The 25,576-nt window shown below is 73.0% G+C and carries 22 protein-coding genes; 2 read left to right on the forward strand and 20 right to left on the reverse strand.

Going from position 1 to position 25,576, the window contains the following annotated elements:
- Window positions 1–12: 12 nt before the first annotated feature.
- On the reverse strand, window positions 13–597 hold the full coding sequence (locus ACWCXH_RS00500; protein WP_449799082.1) for a hypothetical protein: 585 nt from the start codon (window positions 595–597) through the stop codon (window positions 13–15).
- Window positions 598–1,017: 420 nt separating this feature from the next.
- On the opposite strand from ACWCXH_RS00500, the gene ACWCXH_RS00505 reads away from it, so the two are divergent.
- Window positions 1,018–2,247, forward strand: a complete 1,230-nt coding sequence (locus ACWCXH_RS00505; RefSeq protein WP_449799083.1) for a PP2C family protein-serine/threonine phosphatase — start codon at window positions 1,018–1,020, stop codon at window positions 2,245–2,247.
- An 81-nt stretch (window positions 2,248–2,328) separates the two neighbouring features.
- On the opposite strand, the gene ACWCXH_RS00510 is transcribed toward ACWCXH_RS00505, so the two are convergent.
- The 4 genes from ACWCXH_RS00510 to ACWCXH_RS00525 form a co-directional block, all read right to left on the reverse strand.
- Complete coding sequence (locus ACWCXH_RS00510) at window positions 2,329–3,360, reverse strand: alcohol dehydrogenase catalytic domain-containing protein (RefSeq protein WP_449799084.1); 1,032 nt, start codon at window positions 3,358–3,360, stop codon at window positions 2,329–2,331.
- Between the two features lie 214 nt (window positions 3,361–3,574).
- A complete protein-coding gene (locus ACWCXH_RS00515) occupies window positions 3,575–4,822 on the reverse strand; it encodes an MAB_1171c family putative transporter (protein WP_449799085.1) in 1,248 nt (415 codons plus the stop codon).
- 12 nt (window positions 4,823–4,834) lie between these two features.
- On the reverse strand, window positions 4,835–5,383 hold the full coding sequence (locus ACWCXH_RS00520) for a ParH-like protein (protein ID WP_449799086.1): 549 nt from the start codon (window positions 5,381–5,383) through the stop codon (window positions 4,835–4,837).
- A gap of 5 nt (window positions 5,384–5,388) precedes the next feature.
- Entirely contained in the window at window positions 5,389–5,739 is a 351-nt protein-coding gene (locus tag ACWCXH_RS00525) for a hypothetical protein (RefSeq protein WP_449799087.1), read from the reverse strand.
- A 459-nt stretch (window positions 5,740–6,198) separates the two neighbouring features.
- On the opposite strand from ACWCXH_RS00525, the gene ACWCXH_RS00530 reads away from it, so the two are divergent.
- Window positions 6,199–6,870 (forward strand): phosphatase PAP2 family protein, encoded by a 672-nt coding sequence (locus tag ACWCXH_RS00530; RefSeq protein ID WP_449799088.1) that lies wholly within the window; start codon window positions 6,199–6,201, stop codon window positions 6,868–6,870.
- Window positions 6,871–6,877: 7 nt separating this feature from the next.
- Here the strand turns inward: ACWCXH_RS00530 and ACWCXH_RS00535 are convergent, their stop codons facing one another.
- Genes ACWCXH_RS00535 through ACWCXH_RS00605 form a run of 15 tightly spaced genes read right to left on the reverse strand, consistent with a single transcriptional unit; the run spans window position 6,878 to window position 25,540 of the window.
- Window positions 6,878–8,221 (reverse strand): glutamate-1-semialdehyde 2,1-aminomutase, encoded by a 1,344-nt coding sequence (locus ACWCXH_RS00535; RefSeq protein ID WP_449799089.1) that lies wholly within the window; start codon window positions 8,219–8,221, stop codon window positions 6,878–6,880.
- A 7-nt stretch (window positions 8,222–8,228) separates the two neighbouring features.
- A complete protein-coding gene (gene rfbC, locus ACWCXH_RS00540; protein WP_449799090.1) occupies window positions 8,229–8,777 on the reverse strand; it encodes a dTDP-4-dehydrorhamnose 3,5-epimerase in 549 nt (182 codons plus the stop codon).
- Complete coding sequence (locus ACWCXH_RS00545; RefSeq protein WP_449799091.1) at window positions 8,774–10,024, reverse strand: polysaccharide pyruvyl transferase family protein; 1,251 nt, start codon at window positions 10,022–10,024, stop codon at window positions 8,774–8,776. The genes rfbC and ACWCXH_RS00545 overlap by 4 nt, the downstream gene beginning before the upstream one ends.
- The gene (locus ACWCXH_RS00550; protein ID WP_449799092.1) at window positions 10,021–10,968 is read right to left on the reverse strand and encodes a glycosyltransferase family 2 protein; all 948 of its coding nucleotides are present in this window, start codon (window positions 10,966–10,968) and stop codon (window positions 10,021–10,023) included. The genes ACWCXH_RS00545 and ACWCXH_RS00550 overlap by 4 nt, the downstream gene beginning before the upstream one ends.
- Window positions 10,965–12,296, reverse strand: coding sequence for a hypothetical protein (locus tag ACWCXH_RS00555; protein ID WP_449799093.1), 1,332 nt, complete (start codon window positions 12,294–12,296; stop codon window positions 10,965–10,967). The genes ACWCXH_RS00550 and ACWCXH_RS00555 overlap by 4 nt, the downstream gene beginning before the upstream one ends.
- A gap of 5 nt (window positions 12,297–12,301) precedes the next feature.
- A complete protein-coding gene (locus tag ACWCXH_RS00560) occupies window positions 12,302–13,585 on the reverse strand; it encodes a DUF4910 domain-containing protein (protein WP_449799094.1) in 1,284 nt (427 codons plus the stop codon).
- Window positions 13,573–14,598, reverse strand: a complete 1,026-nt coding sequence (locus tag ACWCXH_RS00565; RefSeq protein ID WP_449799352.1) for an NAD-dependent epimerase/dehydratase family protein — start codon at window positions 14,596–14,598, stop codon at window positions 13,573–13,575. The genes ACWCXH_RS00560 and ACWCXH_RS00565 overlap by 13 nt, the downstream gene beginning before the upstream one ends.
- A gap of 2 nt (window positions 14,599–14,600) precedes the next feature.
- A complete protein-coding gene (locus ACWCXH_RS00570; RefSeq protein WP_449799095.1) occupies window positions 14,601–15,248 on the reverse strand; it encodes a PIG-L deacetylase family protein in 648 nt (215 codons plus the stop codon).
- The gene (locus ACWCXH_RS00575; protein WP_449799096.1) at window positions 15,245–16,039 is read right to left on the reverse strand and encodes a glucose-1-phosphate cytidylyltransferase; all 795 of its coding nucleotides are present in this window, start codon (window positions 16,037–16,039) and stop codon (window positions 15,245–15,247) included. Before ACWCXH_RS00575 ends, ACWCXH_RS00570 begins: the two co-directional genes overlap by 4 nt.
- Complete coding sequence (locus ACWCXH_RS00580) at window positions 16,036–17,271, reverse strand: class I SAM-dependent methyltransferase (RefSeq protein WP_449799097.1); 1,236 nt, start codon at window positions 17,269–17,271, stop codon at window positions 16,036–16,038. The genes ACWCXH_RS00575 and ACWCXH_RS00580 overlap by 4 nt, the downstream gene beginning before the upstream one ends.
- Entirely contained in the window at window positions 17,272–18,543 is a 1,272-nt protein-coding gene (locus tag ACWCXH_RS00585) for a glycosyltransferase (protein WP_449799353.1), read from the reverse strand.
- 14 nt (window positions 18,544–18,557) lie between these two features.
- Window positions 18,558–19,859, reverse strand: coding sequence for an O-antigen ligase domain-containing protein (locus ACWCXH_RS00590; protein ID WP_449799098.1), 1,302 nt, complete (start codon window positions 19,857–19,859; stop codon window positions 18,558–18,560).
- A complete protein-coding gene (locus ACWCXH_RS00595; RefSeq protein ID WP_449799099.1) occupies window positions 19,852–21,375 on the reverse strand; it encodes a right-handed parallel beta-helix repeat-containing protein in 1,524 nt (507 codons plus the stop codon). Before ACWCXH_RS00595 ends, ACWCXH_RS00590 begins: the two co-directional genes overlap by 8 nt.
- 8 nt (window positions 21,376–21,383) lie before the next feature.
- Window positions 21,384–23,342, reverse strand: a complete 1,959-nt coding sequence (locus ACWCXH_RS00600) for an alginate lyase family protein (protein WP_449799100.1) — start codon at window positions 23,340–23,342, stop codon at window positions 21,384–21,386.
- Window positions 23,339–25,540, reverse strand: a complete 2,202-nt coding sequence (locus ACWCXH_RS00605; protein ID WP_449799101.1) for a bi-domain-containing oxidoreductase — start codon at window positions 25,538–25,540, stop codon at window positions 23,339–23,341. The genes ACWCXH_RS00600 and ACWCXH_RS00605 overlap by 4 nt, the downstream gene beginning before the upstream one ends.
- Window positions 25,541–25,576 lie beyond the last annotated feature (36 nt).

Consider the following 25,576-nt stretch of genomic DNA (forward strand, 5'->3'; position numbering starts at 1 on the left):
CGGGCGCCGCCGTCACCACTCGTCGTGTTCGCCGATCACCCGGAAGCTGCCCACGGCGCCGTCGTCACCGAACACGCCCCCGTGGACGGTACTGGTCACGACGCCATTGGTGGCGCCGTAGGGACCCACGGTGGCAACCGGAGCGCCATTGTCACAGGAAAAGCCGCGGAAGACCTCGACGGTCTTCCGGCTGTCGTTGAAAATACTGAAGCTGGTGGAGCCCAGTCCGCTGGCAGCGGTGATGCACCCCTCGGAGGACGCGGAGTACGTACGCTCGTTGAAGTAGATCCTTCCCGCTTCCTCATGGCCGCGGCCGCGTCCGCCACCCTGGCGGTCGTGGCCCTCGCGCTTCTCCCTGCTTTCGCCGCCGCCCTCGACAGCCGCGGCCGGGGCGGCCGGGGCGGCTTGTTCGACGGGCTGGGCCGCCTGCTCGACGGACGGGGGCGCGGGGGCGGCTTGCTGGACGGGCTGGGCCGCCTGCTCGACAGACGGGGACGCCGAGGCGGATCCGGCGATCAGGGCATAGGTGATACCGGTGGCTGCAAGGGTCGCCGCGCCTGCGCCGGCAGCGGCCACAGCCAATATGCGGGTGCGCATGTCACTGTCTCTCTGTCTCACGGACGTCGGCCGGGCGGCCGACCTGCGACGAACGTAACGACAGCCCCTATGACTGTCATTTCGGACATGTCCAAGGTGTGACACCATGAGTCCAGCCAGGTGAAAATGCGGCACATATCGCATACCGGTGAAATGCCTGTACCTCGCGAGGCCTCTTCCAGATTGAGATCCATTCTCAGATTGAGATCCATTCTGCGCGGGGCCTTCCCGCTGCGAGCAACATTGCCTGGCGCCGTGCTGATTGGGGTGGTTCGAATTCGCCACTCCATGCCGCCGAAGTCCGGCGCAGCGAAGCACCCCGGGGGGACGACGCCACCGGGACGGCTGCCTTCGGTAGTCGGCCACCACGCATTGTGTTACACACCTGCGCTCGCCGACGCCCAGGAGCACAGTGGGGACATGGAAGTCCGAGCACGCGCGGCCCGCCACCAGCAGCGCGGGCAACGGGGCTGGGCGCTGCTGCTGATCCCGCTCGCCCTCATCGCGGCGATCACCGTGGTCGATCTCCGGTCCCCCACCACCATCCACCTCGGCCCGCTCCTGGTGATCGCCCCTGCCCTCACCCCCTCGTTCGCCGGCCTCCGCCCGACCGCCCTCGTCGGAGCCCTGGCCGTCGCCGCCCAGGTCCTCATCGCCTTCCTCCACGGCGGCTTCACCACCAGCAACCACATCGCGCAGATCGTCGCACTGACCGTCCTGTGCGTCCTGATCGTCATGTTCACCGCCATCCGCGAACACCGGGCCAGACAGCTCGCCCGCGCCCAGTCGGTCGCCGAAGCCGCCCAGCGCGCCCTGCTGCGCCCGCTGCCCGAACGGATCGGGCCGCTTCAGATCGCCACGATGTACCTCGCCGCCGAAAAGGAGACGCAGATCGGCGGCGACCTCTACACCGCCACCCGCACCGCGGGCGGAACCCGCATGGTCATCGGAGACGTCCGGGGCAAGGGCCTGGCCGCCGTCGGCGAGTCGGCCCTGCTGGTCAGCGCCTTCCGCCTCATCGCCGCACAGCACGACTCCCTGGCGGACCTGGCGTCCACGCTCGACCACAACGTGGGGCGCTACCTCACCGACTTCGCCCAGGAGAGCAGCGACATCGTCGAGCACTTCATCACCGCGATCCTCCTCGACCTGCCCGACGACGAGCCCGTCGCCCGCATGACCAACTGCGGACACCCGCCGCCCCTCCTGCTGCGCGACGGCCGCGCACTGCCCGTCGACTCCGTGCCGGCCGCTCCGCCCCTCGGCGTGAACGACCTCGGCGACGGCGGGTACCCGAGCGACGACTTCCCGTTCGAAAGAGGCGACACCCTGCTGCTGTACACCGACGGGGTCACCGAGGCACGCGACGACTCCGGCGAGTTCTACCCGCTCGCCGAACGCGCCGCCCACTGGGCCAAATGCTCCCCCGAGACACTCGTCAACCACATCCGCCGCGACCTCCTCGCCCACGTCGGCCACCGTCTCAACGACGACGCCGCCGTCATCGCCATCCGGCGCGCCGAACCCGCCGCCCACCCCGCGGAGCCCGGCCGGAACCCGCCCGCTCCGCCCCGACCGGGGCCGGGCCCGGCGGAGGGCGACCGGGCGGTTCCCGGATCGGGCTGCGATGAACTTCCGCCCACCACATGACCGTTGGCATGCAGTGCGAAGCTCCCGACGTAGACAGTGCCGACCTCACAGCCGGACGGAGCTCCGGCACGTCGGTCTCCGTCATCCCGTTCCGGTGGTGAGCACCATGCGGAAGCGGGCGGTACCGGAGAGCATCTTCCGGTACGCCTCGTCGGCCTGGTCGAGCGGCGCGGTCTCGATCATCGGGCGGATTCCCTGCAGGGCACTGAACGCCATGGTGTCCTGGACGTCCTGCGCACTGCCGGACGGGTGGCCGCGGACGGTCCGGGCGTGCATGAGCAGCTGGACGGGGGTGATCCGAAGCGGCTCGGTGTCCGCGCCGATGACCACCAGTTCACCCCGGTGGGACAGCCCGTCCACGGTCGCCGTGATGGCGGCGGAGTTCGCGGCGGTGGCCAGGACGACCCTGGCGCCGCCGAGGGACTGCAGCGCGTCTGCGACCGCCGTGCCGGCCGTGCTGTCGATGTAGTGGTGCGCGCCGAGCTGCTTGGCGAAGTCGGCCTTGTCGGCGCCGCGGGCGATGGCCACGGTCTCGAAGCCCATGGCGGCCGCGTACTGCACACCCAGGTGGCCGAGGCCGCCGATGCCGAGTACGGCGACGAGGTCGCCCGGCCGTGCGGAGCTCGTCCGCAGCCCGTTGTACGTGGTCACCCCGGCGCAGGCCATCGGCGCGGCATCGGCGGCCGCCAGCGCGTCGGGGATCCGGGCCAGGGCGTCGGCCGGCACCACCACCGCCTCGGCGAAACCACCGTCGTACGCCCAGCCGGGAACCTTCAGGTTCGGGCACAGGATGAAGTCGCCCTGCCGGCAGGCAGCGCAGTGCCCGCAGCTGCCGCCGAACCAGCCCACCGCGACGCGGTCGCCGACCCGCCAGCCGGCGCTCTGTGTTCCCTCGCCGAGCTCGTCGACGCGCCCGGCGATCTCGTGCCCGGGGACCAGCGGAAACCGGACGCCCGGCAGCCCGGCGTTCACGAACATGGCGTCGCTGTGGCAGATCCCGCAGGCCTCCACGGCGACCCGCACATGACAGGGGCCCGGCCGCGGCACATCACGCTCGACGATCTCGAACGCCCCGCCGACGGCGGCCACCTGTGCCACTCGATAGGTACTCATCCGGATTCCTCCCGATGCACCGGCACGCCCCCCTCAGCACCAGCAGACCAGCTCCGTCCCGAACACGCTCGCCGAAGCCGGCTCGCACCGTCGGCGCCAACCACCGCGGTCGCAACTCCCTGCGATCGGACGCGCCGCTGCGTGCCCGATCGACCGGGCCGGCGCCGCGCCGTGCTCCCCTGGCACGGGGTGGTGCACGCTGCGCTCCTGTCCGCTATCCCCCACCTGCGGGAGGGCCGGCGGAAGCGCCCGTGGGAAGGCCCAGTTCCGCCCGCACCCGCTGCCGGACCTCCGCCACCACCCTGGAGTCGGTGAACTCCTCGCAGACCATCACCAGCCAGGCCGTCTCCGCTTCGAGGTCGCTCAGCAGCGAGGGCGGCACATAGCCTTCGGTCAGCGCGCACGGGTACCGGTGGCCCACCGCCGCGGCCTCCAACGCGGCGGCGAGCACCGCCGCCTCCACCGTCGCCGCCCGCCGCCGCTCCCCCGCCTCGCTGCCGCAGGCCGCCGCCGCCCACTCCGGCACCCGTGGATGGAGGTGGGCGCGCAGCCACAACTGCGCATCACGGATCTCGATCACCCGCCGGTAGAGCGCGAACTCCGTGTTCCCCCGCCGACCGATCCCCGCACTCTGCCGCTCCAGGGTGATCTCGGGGCGGATCGCGTGCAGCGCCGACCAGAGCGGCCCGATCCGCCGGTAGCTGCGCCGGGCGCGCAGCCGGCGCAGCGGCGCCACCGCCCGCTGCTCCCAGGCGCTCAGCGAGGCGCCGCCCAGGCCCAGGGCCAGCGCGAGAAGGGCGACGGGCGCGGAGAACGCGTCCTCACCCGCGTCCTGCCGACCGGTGCGCAGACCGGAGATCAGGGGCTCCACGCTCGACCCGGCCCAGACCAGCCCGAAGACCCCGCCGCCGACCACCAGTCGCAGGCCGGTGCGGAGCAGACCGGGGCCGAGACCCCGCGCCGCGCGGTGCACCACCGCCGTGAACAGGCCGACGCACCAGGCGCTGTACACCGTGAACACGAGACTCGACACGGCCAGGGCGGCCCGCCCGCCAGGAGGCACGGTGATCACCCCTCCGACCGGAGTCACCCCAGCGGCCCGGTAGAGCACGGCGGTTGCCGACATGACCAGTCCCGCCCCGGCGACCTGCCAACGGACCCTGGCGGGACGGAGTTCCGGCGGCCCGAGGGCGTGGGCCATCAGCACCAGGAAGCAGCAGGCCGCGAGCTTGAGTTCCGCAGTCACCAGCGGCAGCGCCCGGCCGATCGGCGAACCGTCTGCCGCCGCCGAGGCCGACAGCTCGCCGATCCCCAGCAGCACGAGGGAGAGCCCGATGCAGGCCGCGAAGGCGACCAGCGCCCAGCGACCGGGCCTGAGCCGGCCGCCACGCCAGTACCAGGCCCGATGCCCGGCGCCGAGCAGCGCGATGGCGCCCGCCAGGCACTCGACCGCCGCGATCACACGCCGCGCCGATCACACATCGGTGGGCCCGGACCCCGCTTGCCGCACCGGACTCCCGAACAGCGCGTCGAGCCGGGCCGCCGCCTCGCTGCGCTGCCCGGAACCGGGCGGGGCCGACTGCGGTCGACGGCCGGCCTGCCGGTGCAGGACCAGCGAGGCGAACAGCTCCGCCTCGCGCTCCTGGACATCGCTGTACACGTCCCGCCCCAGCATCCGGCGGACCAACTCCGTGGACAGGTGCGGCGCCAGCACACCGAGGGCGGCCGAGTCGACGGCGGCGGAGTCCTGGTGGCCGCAGAGCAGGTGCCCCACCTCGTGGAGCACGATGTGCTGCTGGTGCAGCACCGTGGTGCCGGTCGGATAGCCGATGTACTCGGCGCGGTCCGTGCTCACCAGCACGCCGCAGGTACCGAAGGAGCCGGCCGGCAGCGGCAGGAACTCGACCGGGCGGCCCAGCCGTTCGGACAGCACCTCGCCCAACGCCGGGAGTCCGAACGGCTCCGGCAGCTCAAGGGTGCGCACCAGCCGCCGACAGCGCCGCCACAATTTGCGCCGCTCCATTCCGGTCACCGTCGCGTCCGCCGCTCGGCCTGCTCCGTCACAACGTCGGATTCCTTTTCAGCCAACGTCCTTGACAGTGCCCGGGTCCTGGGTGCAGCGGCCTCGGCCTCGCGGCGGGCGATCGGCCCGATCAGGTCGCCGATCGTGGTCAGCGCCTGCGGCGAGAGCGTCGCGGCGCGCGGTGCGACATCCCGGGCGCCCGCGTCCCGCAGCGCCCCGAGCAGCAGCTCCCCGGCGATCCGGTCGCCCGACTCCACCTCGAAGAAGTAGGTGCCGGGCACCTGGAAGAACCGGGCCAGCGCTTTGAAATGACGCTTCGTCGGGTTGCCCCGGCGTCCCCCCGGTCCAGCTGCCACCACTGCGCCCTCCCCGGCGATCCGCGATTCCCGCAGGTCATCGTAGACGGCCCGCGAGGTGCTGGACAGCGCATCGGGGATTCACCTCAGCTGACGGCCGTTGTCTTGAATTGATCCTGGCGAACCTCCTCCGGGCGTGTCACGGTGAACACCGCCGCCCGGCTCGACAACCCCGACCTGCTCGGTCTCCTCGGCGAACAGGGTCCGGTGCACTCTCCATGACTGTCCGTCGGCGGCTTGCCGCGACCGGATTGCCGGTTGGGTCGACAAATGGAGGCTGATCCCGATGGGGGCCGTGGAAGCGGTCGGCGACCAGTGCCCGAATTCCGGGCCGCCCGCGGGAGCCGGGGTACTGACGGGACACACGGGCCGTGGCGTGCCCGGACTCATGGTCACCGGAGTCGTCCGGAAACGGCGCCCCGCCGTCGTGCCCGCAGGTCGACGGGACGCGGTGGGCGTGTGACCGGCCGGCCGGCGCCCGCGGTGCTGCCCCCGTCGCTGCGCGTGTGGCTCGGGCTGCTCGCGGCCTTCGCCGCGTTGGTCGTCGTCGCGCTCGGGATCCTGTACGCCGACGAGGGCGGGCCCGGCACGGTGGACGCGCGGATCCGGGCGGCAGTGGACGGTGTGGGGCCGCCGTGGCGGTCCGTCGCTCTGGCCATGGACTCCTTGGGCGAGCCGGTGGGCGCCTCGACACTGGTCGTGGCCACGGTGACGGGCTGCCTGCTGCTCCGGCGTCCTCGTGCAGCGGTGTTCGTCGTCGCCGGCGTCGGCACGGCCGTGGGGACGGCGACGCTGCTCAAACACCTGGTGGGACGCACCATCCACGGCGGGAACCTGTCCTACCCGAGCGGGCACACCGCCTTCGTCACCGCGCTCGCCCTCGTGGTGGCGATGCTCGCGACCCGCCGCCGGGGCCGAGACGGGCTCGGCCCCGGCAGGACGACCGGCGCCCTACTCGTGCTCGCCGCGGCGCTGATCGCCGGTGCGGCCATGGGCTGGGCGCAGGTCGCTCTGGGCGCGCACTACCCGACCGACGTCCTCGGCGGCTGGTGCACCGCGCTGACGGTGGTACCGGCGACCGCGTGGCTGGTCGACCGGACGGCCGGCGCGGTTCGGCGGGAGCGCCGCTGACGTCGCGTCACGCCAAGCGGCGGAACACGGGCTTCACCGGCCGCCCGCCCAGCCAGGGGGTGGGGTCGGCGGCGTCCAGTGCCTTGCGGTAGACGGCACAGGCCCCGGCCACCACGTCGACGGTGTGGTCGATGTCGGCGTCGCCGAGCGCGCTGCTCACCACGAACGACGGGGCCAGCACTCCGCCCGCGAGGAGTTGGCGCAGGAACAGGGTGCGGTACTGCTGCGACGGCTCCCGGTTCTCGTCGAGGGTCGCGAAGACCAGGTTGCTGGCCCGGCCCCTGACGACGACGTGGTCGCCGACGCCCGTGCCCGCGGCGGCCTCGCGGACGCCGGCGGCGAGCCGCTCGCCGAGGGCGTGCAGCCGAGCGGTGATGCCCTCCTCGACGTAGGTGGTCTGCACGGCCATCGCGGCGGCCAGCGCGTGCGTTTCCGCACCGTGCGTGGTGGACAGCAGGAACACCCGCTCACCGGGGTGACGCAGCCCGCCCCGCTCCATCAAGTCGCGGCGCCCGGCCAGCGCGGAGACGGCGAACCCGTTGCCCAGCGCCTTGCCGAACGTGGAGAGGTCGGGGACGACGCCGTACAGGCCCTGGGCGCCCGCCTCGGACCAGCGGAAGCCGGTGATCATCTCATCGAAGATCAGGACGCAGCCGTGCCGGTCGGCCAGCTCACGCAGGCCGGTGAGGTACCCGGGCGGCGGCTCGGTGTGGCCGGCGGGTTCGAGGATCAGACAGGCGACCTCGTCGCGGTACCGGCTGAGCAGTTCCTCCGTCGCGGCCAGGTCCCCGTAGGGGAACGCCACGGTGAGCTCGGTGGTCGCCGCCGGAACACCGGCGGACATCGGCGTGGTGCCGATGAACCAGTCGTCGACGGAGAAGAACGGATGGTCGCCGCAGATGGCCACCCGCGGGCGCCCGGTGACGGCGCGGGCGAGTCGCACCGCGGCGGTGGTGACGTCCGAGCCGTTCTTCGCGAACTTCACCATCTCGGCGGTCGGCACCGTGGCCAGGAAGCGTTCCGCGGCCTGGACCTCCACGATGGACGGCCGGACGAAGTTGCTGCCGCGGTCGAGTTCCCGCCGCACCGCCTCGAGCACGCGTGGGTGGGCGTGGCCGAGGCTGACCGACCGCAGGCCGGAGCCGTACTCGACGTAGCGGTTGCCGTCGATGTCCCACACGTGGGCACCGCGGCCGTGGCTGATGACCGGGGCCAGGTTCTCGGGGTACTGGTCGTCGCCCTTGGCGTAGGTGTGCGCGCCCCCGGGGATCACGGCGTGCAGCCGCTCGTTCGCCATCCGCGACCGGGGCAGGAGGAACTCTTCGCTCTCTTCGGTGACTCGGGTGTCCATGCCGGCCTCACCTCTCCTTGTGTCGCAGGACCTCGGCGAGGCTCGGTGCCTCCCGGTCCCGCTTGGACATCGATGTGGCCGGCAGCGGCCAGGGGACGGCGAGCTCCGGGTCGTCGAAGGCGATCGTCACGTCCTCGGCCGGATCGTGCGGGCGGTCGATCCGGTACGAGACGTCGGCGTCGGTCAGTGCCTGGAAGCCGTGCGCGCAGCCCGCCGGGATGTAGACGCTGACCTGCGTCTCGCCGGAGAGCTCGAAGGTGGCCACGTTGCGGTAGGTGGGCGAGTCGGGCCGCAGGTCCACGACGACGTCGAAGACCTCCCCGTACGAGCACCGCACCAGCTTGGCCTCGCCGGCACCGGAGCGCAGGTGCAGGCCGCGCAGCACGCCCCGGACCGAGCGGGACACGCTGTGCTGGACGAAGGCGTCGGGGTCGAGGCCCACCGAGCGGAGTACCTCGGCGTCGAAGGTGCGGCAGAAGAAGCCGCGCTCGTCGGCGTACGGCGTCGGCTCGAAGAGGTACGCGCCGGCGATCGCCGGGACTTCGGTCGCCTTCATGGAGCCTCCCGCAGGGCATGGGCGTGGGTGTGGGCGTGGGTGTGGTCGGTCGTCGGGAAGAGGACCGCGGTCAAGGCGGTGAACTGGTGCTCAAGGCGCCGGGCGGCGGTCAGGTTCCGCTCGGTGAGGGTCCGCCGCAGCTGCGCCGATCGCCGCTCCAGCGCCCGGAACTGCCTGATCAGCCGGTCGGCGTCGACCTCGCGAGCCGGGTGGCAGTACGCGCCCAGCCCCATCCGGTCCATGAGCGCGTCGCTCTTCGCCGCATAGCTCAGTGCGAGCGTCGGCGTGCCGACCTTCAGCGCGCAGATCAGGTTGTGGTACCGGGTCGCCACCACGGTGTCGGCGGCCGCCATCTCCTTCATCAGGTCGGCCAGTGAGGCCGTCTCGGCGGCGGTGACCAGCGGCGAGTCCACCGCGTCGAGGATCGCGGCGACCACCGGCACGTCGACCTCGTCGCCGATGAGCAGCCGGACCGGCCTGCCGTCCTCGACCAGCGCGCGGACGAAGCGGGTCGTCCCGTCGAGGTAGCGCCGGTGGATCTCCTCGGCCCGGGCGCGGTCGTCGTTGCCGCCGTGGAAGTCCATGACGCCGACGCAGACCGTGCCCGGCGGCCCCGAGGACGCGCTCGCCGGCAGCGTCGGCAGGGCGAAGGCGAGGTCCGGGTAGACCTCGTCCCGCGCGGTGTCCACGCCCATCGCCCGCATCGCGTCGCGGGACAGGGCGTCCCGGTACGACCGGTACGCGGCCAGCCGCGCCGACCAGCGCACCAGGGCCCGGGTCGGCCGGTTGCCGATCGCGGCGGCGCCGACGCCGACCAGCGCCACCCGGGTGCCCAACAGCCGGCCGGAGGCGCAGAGCAGGAACAGCGCGTACGGGAAGCCCCACGGCCGCAGCGGCAGCGTGGCCTCCAGGACGCCCATGCCCGGCACGATCACCACGTCGTGCCGGCGCACCCAGGCGGCGGTGCGGACGGCGTCGACGAGTTTGCCCAGACCCTTCGCCGCGATCGCGCCCGCCCGCGATGCGGTCCGGTACTCCCCGCGGTACCAGTGCAGCCGCGTCGCGGGGATCCGGTACCGGGCCGTGACGACCTCGGGTCCGCCGCACAGCGCGTCCACGACCGCCTGCGGGTGCTCGGTGCGGAGGTAGCCGAGCACGGCCTCCAGCGACCCGTCGTTGCCGAGGTTGCCGGAGCCGAGCAGGCCGAACACCCCGACGCGCACCGGAGTGCCGTCCGCGGACGTCATGCCTGCCTCCCCTCACGTCCGGCCACGAGGGCGTCGACGGAGACCGTGAGCTGGGCCGGCTCGACCGGGGCGCGGTCCTCGACCCGCTCGCCGGCGCCCGGCCGGAGCCGGCTGGTCATCCATGCGACCAGGTGGCGGTAGCACGCGCGCCGGTCGTCCGGGGACAGCGGCGCCCGCCGGATCGCCGAGGCGAAGCCCCAGACGTACTCGGCGAGCAGCCGGGGCGTCGGGTGCAGCGGGCCCGCCCGGCGCGGGTCCAGGTTGACGCACCGGGAGCGCTTGGACGGGTTCGCCCGCTCGGCGCGGGTGGGGTGGTCGCGGCGGAAGTACAGCAGCTCCGGCACCTGGTGGAAGGGCCCGTGCAGGGTGATCTCGGCGACGAACGTGCGGTCCGCGTGGTGGTAGCTGTCGTGCGGCTTCACCCGGCGGAGCACGTCGGCCCGCACCACCCCGTAGAAGTCGTCGCCACCGGGCTCGAACAGCAGACTGCGGAAGCGCTCCGGCGCGTGCGGCGAGTCGGTGGCGAGCCCGTACTCGTAGGGGACCTTCACCTGGCCGTCGCCGTCGATGACCGCCTGGCCGGAGTGCGCGAGGATCACGTCCGGCCGCTCGTCGAGCGCCTCCACGCAGCGCAGCAGCAGGTCCCGGGCGTACAGGTCGTCGTGCGAGGCCCACTTGAACAGTTCGCCACGGCATTGGGTGAACACGTGGTTGTGGTTCGGCGCGGCGCCGATGTTGCGGGGCAGCCGGAGGTAGCGGATGCGCGAGTCCCGCGCGGCGTACCGGCGGCAGATGTCCTGGGTCGCGTCGGTCGAGGCGTTGTCGGAGATGACCAGTTCGAAGTCCTCGTAGGTCTGGCCCAGCAGGGCGTCGAGCGATTCGGCGAGGTATTCCTCGCCGTTGTAGACGGGCAGGCCGATGCTCAGCCTGGGTTGGGCGGTCATGGGGTCCTCAATTCGGGGATGCCGTCCTCTACTTCGGGGATGGGGGCGCGGTGGCGCTCGCGCAGGGCGGTCCGCAGCTGCAGCCACCACACGGCCGAGCCGCAGGCGGTCGCGGCGGCGACGCCCCAGGCCGAGCCGACCGTGCCGGCCACGGCCGCCCCGCCGAGCCCACCGCCGACGTAGCAGGCGGAGGCGAACAGCTGGCAGCGCAGGCTTCGCCGGGCCGCGGCGAGCGCGCGCAGCCCGGCCGCCGCTCCGCTGCCGAGGCCGGCGCCCGCGACGCCGAGCGTGGCCGGCACGATGAGCCGCGAGGCGGAGGGCCAGACGCCGCCGAGTACGAGCTCGCCGGCCCGGTCCGGCAGCAGGAGCAGCGCCGCGCCCCAGAGCAGCGCGGCGGCGGCCTGCCCGCCGCCCAGCAGGAGGCAGAACCTGCCGAGCTGTTGCGGTGCCCGCCTGAGCACTCGCGCCGCCTCCGCCACGGTGACCAGCGACAGCCCCATCAGCAGGGCGAGGAACGGGCCGAGCAGGAGCTCGGCGCCCCGGACCGCACCCACCGCGCCGACCCCGGCGATCGCGCCGAGCCCGTACGCCCGCAGCTGGCTCGCGCCGCTGAGGCTGACGTTCTCGGCCAGGTACCGGTAGCCGAGATCGCGCTGCTCGCGGAGCCACCCGCGGGCTCGGGTCACCCGGGGCCGGATGCCGGACTGGATGCAGCCGTACCCCGCGGCCACCGCGGCGGAGGCGCCCCAGGCCAGCACGAAGGCGGCCACGCTGCCCACGCGGGCCGCCGCGACCATCGCCGGGACGAGCGCGACGCCCTGCACGAGGTCGTTGGCGAACGCCTTTCGCCCGGTGCCGGCGGCGAAGAACGCGAACCGCCAGGCGTCCTGCAGCAGCAGCGCCGGCAGGACGACGCCGAGGCAGGCGAACGCGGGCCCCACGCGGCCGCCGAGGCCGAGCCCGACCAGCAGACACACGGCGCCGAGGGCGGCACCGACGCCGAGCGCGGCACCCGACGACCGGGCCGCCGCCGCGCGCCAGGACGCGACCGGCACGCCGCTGAAGCGCACCACGAGCGGGTCGGTGGCCAGCCCGCGGGCGACGTTGAGCACCACGCCGTAGGTCAGCCAGGCCAGGCTGAACACGCCGAACGCGGTCACGCCCAGCTCGCGTGCCACGTAGATCCCCACCGCGAAGTTGGTCATGCTGGAGGCCGCCTGGTCGGCCAGTCCCCAGGACAGCCGGCCGACGACGGCCCGCTTGGCGGTCCGCCGGGCCGCTCCCGGCGGGGCCGCCGGTGTCGTCGTCTTCACCCCCTCGGTGGTCACCGGCGTCACGCCTTGATCAGCCCGGCGCCCCGCAGGGCACCGGCCGCGACGGCGACCGTGTCGAACGGCAGCCCGGACCGCTCGGAGACGTCCAGCAGACTGTGCTCGCCGTCGGAGAGGCTGAGCACCCAGAGCATGGCCATCTGGGCCTGCTTCGCGTCGCTGCGGCCGCCGAGCGAGTCGTACAGCCCGCGGCGGCCCAGCTGCGGTTCGCCGTACGGGCTGAGGTTGAGGTAGCGCCGGTTGCGGTCGAGCACGGCGAAGGCCTCGCGGCAGACGGCGAGCGTGTCCGCCATCGCCTCCGGCCGGACGAAGTCCAGGTTGTCCGCCGAGGTGTGGTACTCGGGGTACCCGGCGTACGGGGTCCGGCCGAGCGAGCCGACACCGAGGTCGAACCCGGGCGAGCAGTACTGCCGCTCGTCGTAGCCGTACGGGGTGAACTCGGTGATGTGGTGCGGGCGTCCGGAGGCGCGCAGGACGTGCCGCAGCACCCGGTCGATCTCCGCGTCGCCGCGCCGGCTCTGCTTGTACGTCAGGTGGCCCGGGTCCCCGGCGCAGGCCAGCACCAGGCCGTGCTTGACCCGCTCCACCCGCTCCGCGTTGCGGGCCAGCCAGGTGATCGCCCCGATGGTGCCGGGGGCGAAGATGAACCGGTAGGTGTAGTACGGCGTCCGCTGCGCCAGCTCGCGCGCCAGGAACGTCGCGACCGCGATGCCCGCCAGGTTGTCGTTGGCCAGCGACGGGTGGCAGACGTGGCAGGAGACGATCACCTCGTCGGCGACCTGCCCGGGGACGACGTGCTCGGCGTAGGTGAGGTGGCCGTCCGCGAGGGTCGAGTCGATGCGCACCTCGTAGTCGCCGTCCGGCAGTTCGTCCAGGGTCTCCTGGGACAGGCAGAACCCCCATTCCGGCGTGTAGTAGCTGGTGCGGTACGGCACCCAGGTCGGGTGGTCCGGCAGGGTGTGCAGGTGTGCGCGCAGCTCGCTCAGCGGCATGGTGGCCGCCACCGGCACGCTGTAGCCGAGCACGTGCAGGCTGGACGCGGCGAAGTCGACGACCCGGTTGCCCGCGCCGTCGGCGACGTACGCGTCCCGGATGTTCCACTCCTGCGGCACCGTCCAGTCGAGCACCCGCGTCCCGGTCGGCACCTCGTGCACCCGCAGCGGAAGGTACTCGCCGACGATCTCCAGAGTGGCGCGCACCCCGTCGCCGGTGATGCTCCGGCAGAGCGGGTACATCCGCTCCACCAGCGCGTACATCTCCTCGCCGAGCTCGGTCACCGGCGCCACCGCAGGGTGTCGTCGACGGCGCCGGCCCCGGACGCCTCGCGCAGCACGGCCAGCCGGGTGAAGCGTCGCTCGAAGCCCTCCCGGGTCAGCCCGAACTTCCGGTAGGCGTCGGCGAGTTCGAGCGCGCCGTGCTTCACCGTCCACTCGCAGTCGAAGCCGGGCACCGCGGCGCGGAACCGGGAGAAGTCCACCCGGTACGACCGCGGATCGGCACCGCTCTCCCCGGTGATCACCACCCGCGAGCCGGACACCGCCTCGGCGACCTGCTCGGCGATCTCGGCGACGGTGACGTTGTTGATCTCGCTGCCGATGTTGAACGCCCGGTCGTGCACCGCCTCCCGCGGCGCGACCAGCGCGGCCGCGAAGGCCCGGGCGATGTCGGCGGCGTGCACCAGCGGGCGCCAGGGGGTGCCGTCGGAGAGCACCAGCACCTCGCCGGACAGGAGCGCGTGGCCCACCAGGTTGTTCAGCACGATGTCGGCGCGCAGCCGGGGCGAGTAGCCGAAGGCGGTGGCGTTGCGCATGTACACCGGGGTGAAGTCGCCGTCGGCCAGGGCGTGCAGGTCGTCCTCCACGCGCACCTTGGACTCGGCGTACGGCGTGACCGGGCGCAGCGGGGCGTCCTCGGTGACGAGGTCGTCGCCGCCGGCGGCGCCGTAGACCGAGCAGGTGGAGGCGTACAGGAAGCGCCGCACTCCGGCGTCGCGGGCCAGGCGGGCCAGCCGGACGGAGGCGTGGTGGTTGATGTCGTAGGTGAGGTCGGGGGCCAGCGAGCCGAGCGGGTCGTTGGAGAGCGCGGCCAGGTGGATCACGGCGTCGAACCCAGCGACGTGGTCGGCCGTGACGTCGCGCAGGTCCACCCGCTCCCCCGGCGGATCGGCGGGGACCGGGCCGAGGACGCAGTCCGCGAAGAGGCCGGCGTCCAGCCCGGCGACGTCGTGGCCGGCGGCGGCGAGGACCGGGGCCATAACGGTGCCCAGGTAGCCCTGGTGTCCGGTCAGCAGTACGCGCATGTTCAACCCCCCAGGTTGAGAGTGAGCTTGGTGATGTCGAACGCCTCGGCGTAGCGGGCGTGGCATTCGATGCCGCGGATCCGCGCGAGCCCGAGGAAGGACTCGCGGTCGTACCAGGGGCGGTGCCGCTGCGAGGGGTAGTGCTCCTGCAGCAGCCGCACCTTCTGTTCGGCGACCTCCGGGGCGAGCGGCTGGTACGCGGCCGGGCGGCCGAGGTCGCCGTCCCACTTGGCGATCTCGTAGCCGAGCACGAGGTGGTCGCGGAACGCGGTGGTCATCAGCTGCGCCAGGCCGCGGTGGTCCTGATGGGCGTCGTCGGTGCGCGGCGCGAGGACGAGGTCCGGTTCGGTCTGCGCGCGCAGGTCCTCGACGGCGGACTTGGCCTCGTCCCAGTGCGCGGGCAGCCGACCGTCCGGCAACTTGTGCACGGTCAGGCGCAGTTCGGCGCCGGGGCAGAAGGCGGCGAGCGCGGCGTGCTCCTCCTGCTCGCGCTCGCCGCCGCCACCGGAGAGCACCAGCGCGTCGACGCGCAGGCCCGGGCGCGCGAGGCACATCGTCAGCAGCGTGCCGCCGGCGCCGATGGCGATGTCGTCGCAGTGCGCCCCCACGGCGACGATCCGGTCCAGGCGCCCGGCGCCGAGCCGGATCATGCGCTCACCCCGGCGCCGTCGCGTTCCCACACGGCCCACGGGCGGTCGCCCCGGGCGTAGGCGGCGTCGAGCGCGGCCCGTTCCTTCACGGTGTCGGTCGGCTTCCAGAAGCCGCGGTGCTGGTGCGCCACCAGCCGTCCGCGCTTGGCGAGTCGGGCGCAGCCGTCGGCGACGAGGTCCCCGTTCTCCGGGATGTGGTCGAAGACCTCCTGGCGGAGCACGAAGTAGCCGCCGTTCTCCCACAGCGGCATGTCGCTGACCGCGGTGATGCCGCCGACCAGGCCGTCCTCCCCGAGGTCCACGCAGTGGAACGAGGACTGCGGCGGCACCACCATCATCGACGCGCCGGCGTCGCGCTGGGCGAACCGGTCGATCATCTCCGGCAGCGGGGCGTCGGTGAGCACGTCGGCGTAGTTGGCGAGGAACATCTCGTCGCCGTCCAGGTGGTGGCGCACCCGGCGCAGCCGCTCGCCGATCGGCGACTCGATGCCGGTCTGCGCGAAGGTGATCGTCCAGGAGGCGATGTCGGTGGACAGCAGCTCGGTCTTCCCGCCCCGCAGTACGAAGTCGTTGGACGTCGTCTCCTCGTAGTTGAGGAAGAAGTTCTTGATGTGGTGGGCGCCGTACCCGAGGCACAGGATGAACTCCGTGTGCCCGAAGTACGCGTAGTAGCGCATGACGTGCCAGATCAGCGGTCGCGGGCCGACCATCGCCATCGGCTTGGGCACGTCGTCGGAGGCTCCGCTGCGCATGCGCAGCCCGTAACCGCCGCAGAACAGGACGACCTTCACGGCCCCACCTCGACAATGCTCAGTTCCGGGATGGGGAAGACCAGCCGGCCGCCCCACTCGTGGACGAAGGACAGCTGCTCGACCAGCTCCGCCCGCAGGTTCCACGGGAGGACGAGGACGTAGTCCGGCCGGTCGGTGGCGATCCGCTCGGGCGGCAGGATCGGGATGCGGGTGCCCGGGGTGAACCTGCCGTGCTTGTAGGGGTTGCGGTCGACGGTGTACGGGAGCAGGTCGGGCCGGATGCCGCAGTGGTTGAGCAGCGTGTTGCCCTTGCCCGGGGCGCCGTAGCCGACGACCGTCTCGCCGCGCTCGGCCGCCTCGATGAGGAACCGCAGGAGGTCCCGGCGCACCTTGGCCACGCGGGCGGAGAACTCGGTGTACCCGGACAGCTCCTGCAGCCCGGCGGCCTTCTCCCGGTCCAGCACGTCGGCCACCCGCTGCGTCGGCTCGCCAGCCGCCTCGGTCGGCCGGGCCCACAGCCGGATGGAGCCGCCGTGCGTGGGCAGCAGCTCGACGTCCACGAGCGCGAGTCCGCCGCTCGCCAGCGCCCGGGTCGCGGACGCGACCGTGTAGTACTGGAAGTGCTCGTGGTAGATCGTGTCGTACTGGTTCTCCTCGATCAGGGTCAGCAGGTGCTGCACCTCGATGGAGACCCAGCCGTCGTCGGACACCAGGGCGCGCAGGCCCCGGGTGAACCCGACCACGTCGGGGATGTGCGCGTACACGTTGTTGGCCACGACCAGGTCCGCCGGGCCGTGCTCGGCGCGGACGGCCGCGCCGGTGGCCGGGTCCAGGAACGCCGTGAGCGTGGGCACACCCGCCTCCCGGGCCGCGGCGCCGACGTTCACCGACGGTTCGATGCCGAGGCAGCGGATCCCCCGGTCCACCACGTGCCCGAGCAGGTACCCGTCGTTGCTCGCGACCTCGACCACGAAGGCGTCGGGGCCGAGACCCAGCCGCTGTACGGCATCGGCGACGAACGTGCGGGCGTGCTCCACCCAGGAGGTCGAGTAGGAGGAGAAGTACGCGTACTGCGTGAACGTCTCCTCCGGCGTGATCAGCGGAGGGATCTGCGCGAGCCAGCAGTCGGTGCAGACCCGCAGGTGCAGCGGGTACGCCGGCTCCGGCTGGTCCAGTTGGTCAGCGGCGAGGAAGCTCTCGCACGGCGGGGTCGCCCCCAGGTCGACGACGCTCCCCATCGCCGCCGAGCCGCACAGTCGGCATCGTGTCATCTACTGCCCCCATTCCCGCTCGCGCGGGGTGCCCCGCCGCGAGCCAGCGTTTCCGTTCCCTACCGGCGGCGCGCCGTCCGCGCCGCCGGACCGACCCGCGATCGCGGTGCGGTACCCCTCCACCAGGCGCTCCAGCCCGACGGCCGGGCTGAACCCCTGCTCGTAACGGCGCCGGGCCGCCCGGCCCATCTCCTGGTTGCGGTCCGGCCCGGCCGTGATCCGGCGTATGCAGGACGCGAGCGAGGCGGCCTCGCCCGGCTGGTGCAGCAGCCCGGTCACCCCGTCCTCGACGAGTTCGACGAAGGCGCCGTGACCGGCCGCGACGACCGGGACCGCGGCCGCCATCGCCTCCACGACCACCAGGCCGAACGCCTCCAGCCACGTCGAGGGGGCCACCACGGCGACCGACCGCGCGACGGCCTGCCGGCACTGGTCCGGGTCGTACAGGCCGACGTACCGCACGTCGTCCCGGCCCGCCGCCCACGCGGTCACCTCCTGCTCCAACGGCCCCGCCCCGGCGATCACCAGCGGCACGCCCGCACCGCCCTCCGCGGCGATCGCGTCCCACGCGGCCATGAGCAGCCGCACGCCCTTGGCCTCCGCGAGCCGGCCGAGGTAGAGCAGGTGCTCGCCGGAATCCGTTCGGCGCACACCCGGCTCGGGCACGAAGTTGTGCTTCACCGCCAACCGCTCGGCCGGCATGCCGGCCCGCGACAGGACGTCGCGCTGCGCCGCGGAGATGCAGAAGAACCGCTCCACGCCGGACCACCACCGCCGCCGGTTGACCATCAGGCTGACCGCGAGCGGCACCGTCGCCAGCCGGGAGTTCCGGTAGCAGCCGTGCCGGACGGCGGGCAGCGGTGACGCCCCGACACACTCGGTGCACGGCCGGCCGTCCCGCTGCAGCGTGCCCGGCGGGCAGACCTGGGTGTAGTTGTGCAGCGTGGCGACGGCGGGCACGTCGGCGTCGGCGCAGGCGGCCAGCACCGCGGGCGACAGGAGGGGGAAGACGTTGTGGACGTGCACCACGTCGGGCCGCTCGGCGCGGAGCCGGGCGGCGAGCTCCGCGCGGACCGCCGGGTTCCACGGCACCAGCAGCGGCACCGCGGCCTTGCCCGGCAGGGAGCGGGCGGCGATGTCGTCGCTGCGCCGCTCGAACGCCTCGACCCGGTGGCCGGCCTCGCGCAGCAGCCCCACCTCCTGGTCGACGACCTTGTTCTCCCCGCTCGGCTGCGCCGAGGCGTAGCGGTTGTGCACCACGAGGATGTGCATGCTCAAGTTCCCTCCTATCTCTGGGCCCATTGCGGTGTGCGTCGTCGGGGGACTTCGGGCGACGGGAGGGGAGCGGCCGCGGCAGGTGCCGCCAACAGCGAGGCGGCCACGGTCAGATGCAGCAGGTACGGCGAGGCGTCGCCCAGCCCGGCCTCGGTGTACGACGCGATCGCGCAGTAGCTGATCAGGAAGATCGCGCCGGCCCTCGACAGCGACGGTGGCCGCAGCAACGCGACGCCGCCCAGCACGATGACGATCGCCGCCACGATGGCGACGCCGGTCAGCCCCTGTTCGTTGTAGACGGCCAGCCAGCTGTTGTCGATCGGCAGCCCGCCGAACGACTTGTCGCCCAGGCCCCTGCCGAACAGCTGCTCCGCGGTCGTCCGGGGCGCTGCCAGCAGGGCGTCCCAGACCTTGGCCCGACCGGTGAGGTTGGAGAAGTTCTCCTGGCTCTGTCCGCGCAGGAACCACGCCTGGAGCAGCGAACTCAGGCCCACCGCGGCCACGGTGGCGCACAGCACCGCCCAGGCGAAGAACCGGCGGGCGGCGGCGCTGGTCAGGACGAGCGAGCCGACCGCCAACGCCAAGCCGATGATCAGGCCGAGCGTGGCCGTCCGGGTGTGGGTCAGCGCGAGCAGGACGAGTGACGGCACGATGATCGCCGCCGCGCCGGCCCTGGTGGTCCGACGATCCAGGAGGAGCAGCACGGTGAGCCCGATGATCACCGCGGCGTACTGTCCGATCTGCGGCGGGGTGAGCGGCCACAGCGCGCCGACCAGTCGCCCGCCGTAGAGCTCGGGCATGGCCGCGCCCGGTGAGACGACCAGGCCGGCGGCCACCGACGCGAGCACCGCGACGTACATCCGGATGTGGTACCGGACGAACGTCTGGCTGCCGTCCCACCAGCGGCTGAGCAGCCAGAGCGTGCCGACGAAGAGCGCCAGCCGGGCGCAGCGGAACAGCGCGCCGAACCCGGACTCCAGGTTCGCGCTGGAGATCACGCTCAGCACCAGCAGCAGGGTGAGCAGGAAGAGGTGGGCGCTGGCCCGGATGCGCAGCCGGAGGTTGAGGGCGAGCGCCAGTGCGAACGCGGAGACCAGCGCGCCCATGGTGACCATCTGGATGAGGGAGCGGGGCAGCGGGATGACGGTCTGCGCCCCGGCGGAGCCGAGCGTGTTGAGGATCAGCAGCCCCCAGACCAGCTCGACGGTCTTCGGTGGGCCGGCGGGGCACGGTTCGGCGCCTCGCTGCGTGCCCGCGGTGTCCGGTCCGCCCGGCGGCTTGTCGTAGGTCAGATCCCGGCCCACCTCAACCACCGGCCTGTGGCTGGAAGGTGCTGCCCGTGTCCTGCTGGTACGGCGCGCCCTGCCACTGCCCGAAGTCGAGCGTCCGGCTCGGGTCGTGGGCGACGAAGCTCCATGGTCCGAGGTAGGCGTTGTCGTGCCAGCGGTTCTGCTGCTTGCCGGTGATCGCCTCGGCCACCGGTTCACCCTTGTACGGCGACCAGTCCGGATAGGTGCCGTAGTTGGCCAGCACCGCCATGCGGCCGCACTTCACCGTGCACCCGACGACGGACGCGTGCAGCACGAAGCGGTTGCCGTGGATGTCCACCCGCTGGGTCTTCCACCGGCAGTCGGCGTAGAGCGGTGCGGTGGCGATCGTCGGCTGGGCGCAGCGGTCGGTGTTCTTCACCAGCAGGGTGCAGTCACCGGACGAGGTGTTGGCCGGGCTGTTGCAGAACCGGTCGGCGTTCTCCCACAGGGTGATCCCGGACCAGTTGTCCTCCAGCACGTTCCCGTAGATCTCGATCTTGTCCGTGCGGGCCGGGATCCGCGGTTCGCCGCCGGACTCGGACAGGTAGACGGTCGCGAACGGGAAATTGTCGCCGCGGTCGGCGGACCTGCGGCCCTCGACCACGTCGTTCCGCCGGATGGTGTTGTTCCGGATGACCGCGTTGTAGCTGGTCTCGTAGATCAGCGCGGCACCGTCGTTGGCCTCCAGCACGTTGTCCTCGATGCGGAAGTCGTTGTTGTTGGTGTCCGCCCACAACCCGGTTCCGCGGTTGTCGTGCACCCAGTTGCCGCGTACGTCGGCGCCGTTGACGGCCCAGAACTTGACGCCTCCGGTGCAGCCGCAGCCCGGCTGGCGCCGCTCCCACTCGTCCGTGTCGTTGGCCGCGATCTCGTTGCCCTCGACCACCAGACCGCCGACGGGGGCGCCAGCCTTGTACGCGTTCATGCCGTACTGGCCGTTGCCGCGCAGGCAGCTGGCGCGGACCTGCTGGCGGGCACCGGCCATCAGCCCGGCGCCGGAGTTGTTCTGGATCGTCGCGTGCTCGATCACCCACCCGTCGGCCGAGTCGTGGTTGACCACGCCCTCGTTCTGCGGCGCGACGAAACCCTGCACGGTCAGGTAGCGGATGGTGACGTTGCCGGCGCTGCCGCCGAACGCGTACTGGTTGGTCTTCCGGCCGTCGAGCACCGCGCCCGGCGCGCCGAGGTAGCTGTCCCCCTCCTTGGGGACGACCTGGGCGTACCGGTCCGCTTCGAGGCTGTGCGTCCCCGGTTGGAGCCAGAACGTGGTGTTCGGGGGGCTGCTCCTGGTCTTCGCCGCCAGGTCGCCGACCACCGCGGGGTCGACCGTGACCGCGCCCGCCGGCGCGGTCACCGGCCCGGCCTCGGGTTCGGCGCACACCTGGGCCACGGACCCGGACGGCGTGGCGGTCGGCTCCGCCGGAGCGTCCGACGTGCTCGTACAGCCGGTCGCCATCAGCAGGGCCAGCGTCAGCGCCGCCGACGCCGACGCTCCCCGGCGCCACCTCTTGATCCCCACCCGCCCCCCTAGCCGCGGAACCTGAGGACGGTGGTGAACCCCTGCGCGCCGTCGGCGAAGCCGGTGCCGACCAGCGTGGTGGCGGGTTCCTTGCGGCCGAAGCCGGCGGAGTACCAGCCCAGCGGCGGGTCGGTCTCGCCACGGTGTGCCCGCCAGGACAGCTGCCCGGGCAGGTCGAGCACCGCGGAGCGGTCCTCGCCGTCCCGGGTCCAGGTCAGCACGGCCCGGTTCCCCGTCAGGTCCGCGGCGACCTCCGGGCCGAGGTGGAACGCCAGGCGCACGGCCCGGCGCGGGCCGCGCACCTCGTCGACCACCCGCAGCTCCTGACTCGCGGCGGTCAGCTCCACGCGGCGACGGTGCACCGAGTTCCGGTAGCCGTCGTGCTCGGCGCACCAGCGGGCCACGCTCCCGTTGGACGTGTCCGCGACCAGGACGCGGCTGCGGGCGTGCCGGGTCCACAGGAACGGGCCGCCGGAGGCGGACTGGTCACCGCCGTCCAGCTCCAGGGTGTTGTGGCCCAGGGTCGACCGGAAGTACCTCCGCCACTCGGGCTGCCCGTGGTAACAGAACGTCCCCGGGTCCGCGAGCACGTCGACCCCGTCGTGCCGGACCTCCACGGACAGCGCGTCCGCGTGGGCGTGCGCGGCGATGGCCAGGAACCCGTGCGGACCGCCGTCGCAGCGGCACCAGATCTCCCCCGGACCGCGCAGCACGGTCATGCCCGCGTCCGGGAAGTGGACCGGCCGGGCCGCCGGGCGGGTCACGGCCGGTGTGCTTCCGGTCCGCCCGTACGGCCGGACCAGCGCGGCCAGCAGCGGGGTGCGCACATCGCTGCCGGTCACCGCCGGCCACCAGGCGAGCCGGCCGAACACGGCGTCCCCGGTGGCCAGCAGTGAGGCCCAGCGGTCGGTGCCCGCACCGTCCACGACCAGACCGTGACCGTCGTCCGCGTCCCCCTGGCGCGGCGGCCGCAGCCGGTTGTCCACGACGGCCGCGAGCGCGTCGGTCATCCGCAGCAGTACCAGCCGGACGGTCGCGGGGACCGGCACGGCGGCGGCATCCGCCTCGGCCACCGCGGCCAGGCCGAGTTCCAGGACGAGTCCGTGGTACTCGGTGGCCAGCTCGCGGTTGAGGCCGGAGGGGAAGGTGTTGCCGCGCAGGTGCCGTTCCAGCGACCGCAGCGCGCCGGATCGCCAACGCGCCGAGGAGGGGAACCACCCGAACGCGCAGGCCGCGGCGAACTGCCCGGCGGCCTCGGCGATGACGTGGTTGTTCGCCGAGGAGCCCCGGCTGGGGAAGGCGGCCAGCCAGCGCTGGTGGTGCCAGATCTGGTTCAGCGCCACCGGGTTGCCCTCGAACAGCCCGGCCGCGCCCGGCCAGCCGTCGAGCAGCCGGCGGATCCACACCCAGGACAGCAGCCGGATGCCCAGCTCGATGCCGCTGATCCAGTGCACGCCGCGCAGCGGTGGGTTGGCCGCCCACCACGACCGCAGGTGCTCGGCCACGCGCTCGGCGTACCGCCCGTTCCCGGTGATCGCGTAGGCGGCGGCGAGCACGGTCAGGTACTGGTGCCGGGACGGCTCCCAGATCTGCTTGATGTCCCCGACCGCGTCCTCGTCCCGGTACGGCACGTCGAAGGCGTAACCGGACGGGGCCCGGCGCCCGGTCTTCGGGTCGCGCCACCAGTCCGGGGCGGCCAGGTCGTCGCGGTCCACCCCGAAGAACCCGGCGTGCCCGTCCATCAGCCGGTCCGCCTCGGCGACGAGACGTTTCGCGGCGTCCGGCGGCACTGCGGCGATCGCCCCGGCGGGCAGGACGGCGGTGAACCGGGCGCCGGTCACGCTCGGGCAGTGCGGCGGCGCCGACCGCCACCGCCGCCTGCGCACCGCGTCGCCCACCCGGCCGCCGACCTCCCGCGGTCCCATCCGGGACAGCCGCCGCAGGTACCAGCCCGCGCTCATGGTCATCGCGTCCTCGCCAACGTCACCGGCGCGCCGCCGGCCAGGCCGGCCGGCACGGCGAGGGTGGCCGCCGTGGTGGCGACCAGCGACTCCAGCGGCACCGGCATCGGCCCCCCGGTCCGCACGGCCTTGACGAACGCGGCCAGTTCGGCGGACTGGCCCTTGTCCCGGGCCTTGGGCAGCCGCGAACTCACCCACCGCTTGCGGCCGGCTGTGCTTTCGAAATGCACCGAGGCGCGGACGAAGTCGTCGAGCTTCAGCACCTTGCCGTCCGCGACGAGGTCCAGCGTCTCCTTGGGGAAGCCGGATGCGCCGGTGGTGACGTAGCTGAGGGTGGCGGTGGAGCCGTCCGGGTAGCGCAGCACGACCTGCAGGTCCTCGTTGCCGGACGCGGCGACGGCGTACACCGAGACCGGGTCGGCCCCCAGCAGCCAGCTCGCCGTGTCGATGAAGTGTCCGCCCTCGCCGACGAACCGCGAGCCCTCGGTGCCCTGCTGGAGGTACCAGCTGCCGTGCTGCAGCCGGCCCGCGTTGACCAGGTAGCGCAGGCTCGCCGGACCGGTCCGGGCGCCGAACCGGGCCCTGGCCTCCCGCAGCAGCGGCGCGAACCGGCGGTTGAAGCCCACCTGCAGCCGGTCGTTGCCGGACTCCTCCACCGCCGCGAGCACGCCGGCCAGTTCGTCCTCGGTGAGGGCCAGGGGCTTCTCCACGAACACCGTCTTGCCGGCCAGCAGGGCCCGCCGGGTCAGTTCGGCGTGCGAGCTGTGCCGGGTGACCACGAACACCGCGTCGATGGACGTGTCGCCGAGCACGGCGTCGAGGTCGGTGGTCGCCTGGGCGAAGCCGAACTTGCGCTGGGCGTTGGCCGCGGACAGCGCCGTCGTGGTGACGACCGTGGACAGGGCGACACCCTCGCGCTGGGCCAGGTGCGGCAGCAGCATCGACGTCGCGTAGTTCCCCGCGCCGACGAACGCCAGCCGCACCGGCGCGTTGGTCGCCCGGGCCGGGGCGGGCGCCTTGCCGCCGAGGCGCACCGCGGGCACCGCCACCGCCGGGGCCTGCGCCTGGCGCTCCCCTTCGGCCCCGGGGTAGCGGAACAGCACGGCCACGGCCTTCAACTCGCCGTCCTTCAGGCGCCGGTACGTCTCGACGGCGTCGTCGAAGTCGGCGATGTGGGAGATCAACGGCTCCACGTCGACGCGGTCGCGGACGGCGAGGTCGAGGAAGCAGGCCAGGTTGCGGCGCTCGGTCCAGCGCACGTAGCCGATCGGGTAGTCCCGCCCCTCCAGCTCGTACTCCGGGTCGTAGCGCCCGGGGCCGTACGAGCGGGAGAACCGGACGTCGAGCTCCTTCTCGTAGTACGCGTTCCACGGCAGGTCCAGCCGGCACTTGCCGATGTCGATCACCCGGCCGCGGTCCCGGCTCAAGTGGGCGGCCAGCTCGACGGGTTGGTTGCTGCCGCCGCCGGCGGCCAGGTACACCTGGTCCACGCCGTGACCGTCGGTCAGCTCGGCGACGGCGGTCTCCACGGCCGCGGACCCGGGATCGCCGCAGGCCACGGCGCCCAGGCGCGCCGCGAGTTCGCAGCGCACCGGGTCGGGGTCGGCCCCGACCACGCGGACGCCCGCGGCGGCGAGGAGCTGCACCACCAGCTGCCCGATCAGCCCGAGGCCGATGACCAGCGCCACCTCGCCGAGCTGCGGCTCCCCCTGGCGGACGCCCTGCAGAGCGATCGACCCGACGGTGCCGAAGGCCGCGTGCCGGGGCGCGAGGCCGTCCGGCACCGGGGTGTAGAGGTTCTTCGGCACCCAGTTCAGTTCGGCGTGCAGCGCGTGCTCGTTTCCGGCGCAGGCCACCAGGTCGCCGACCTTCACATCGTCGATCCCGGCGCCGACCTGTTCGACCACCCCGCACAGCGAGTAGCCCAGCGGCGTGTAGGAGTCCAGCTTGCCCATCACCTTGCGGTAGGTGGCGGGCAGCCCGTTGGTGGCCACGCTCTGCATGACCTTGGCCACCTGGTCCGGGCGGGAGCGGGCCTTGCCCAGCATCGACATGCCGGCCTCGGACACCTTCATGAGCTCGGTCCCGGTGGATATCAGCGAGAAGGCGCTGCGGACCAGCACACCGCCCGGCTTGCATCCCGGCACCGGCACGTCGAGCACCGACAGCTCGCCGCTCTTGTAGTTCTGCACAACCTGTTTCACCGGAAGTCCCCTTGTTCCTAAGCCGTCGAGTGAGCC

It is taken from the genome of Kitasatospora sp. NPDC001660, assembly GCF_053596725.1.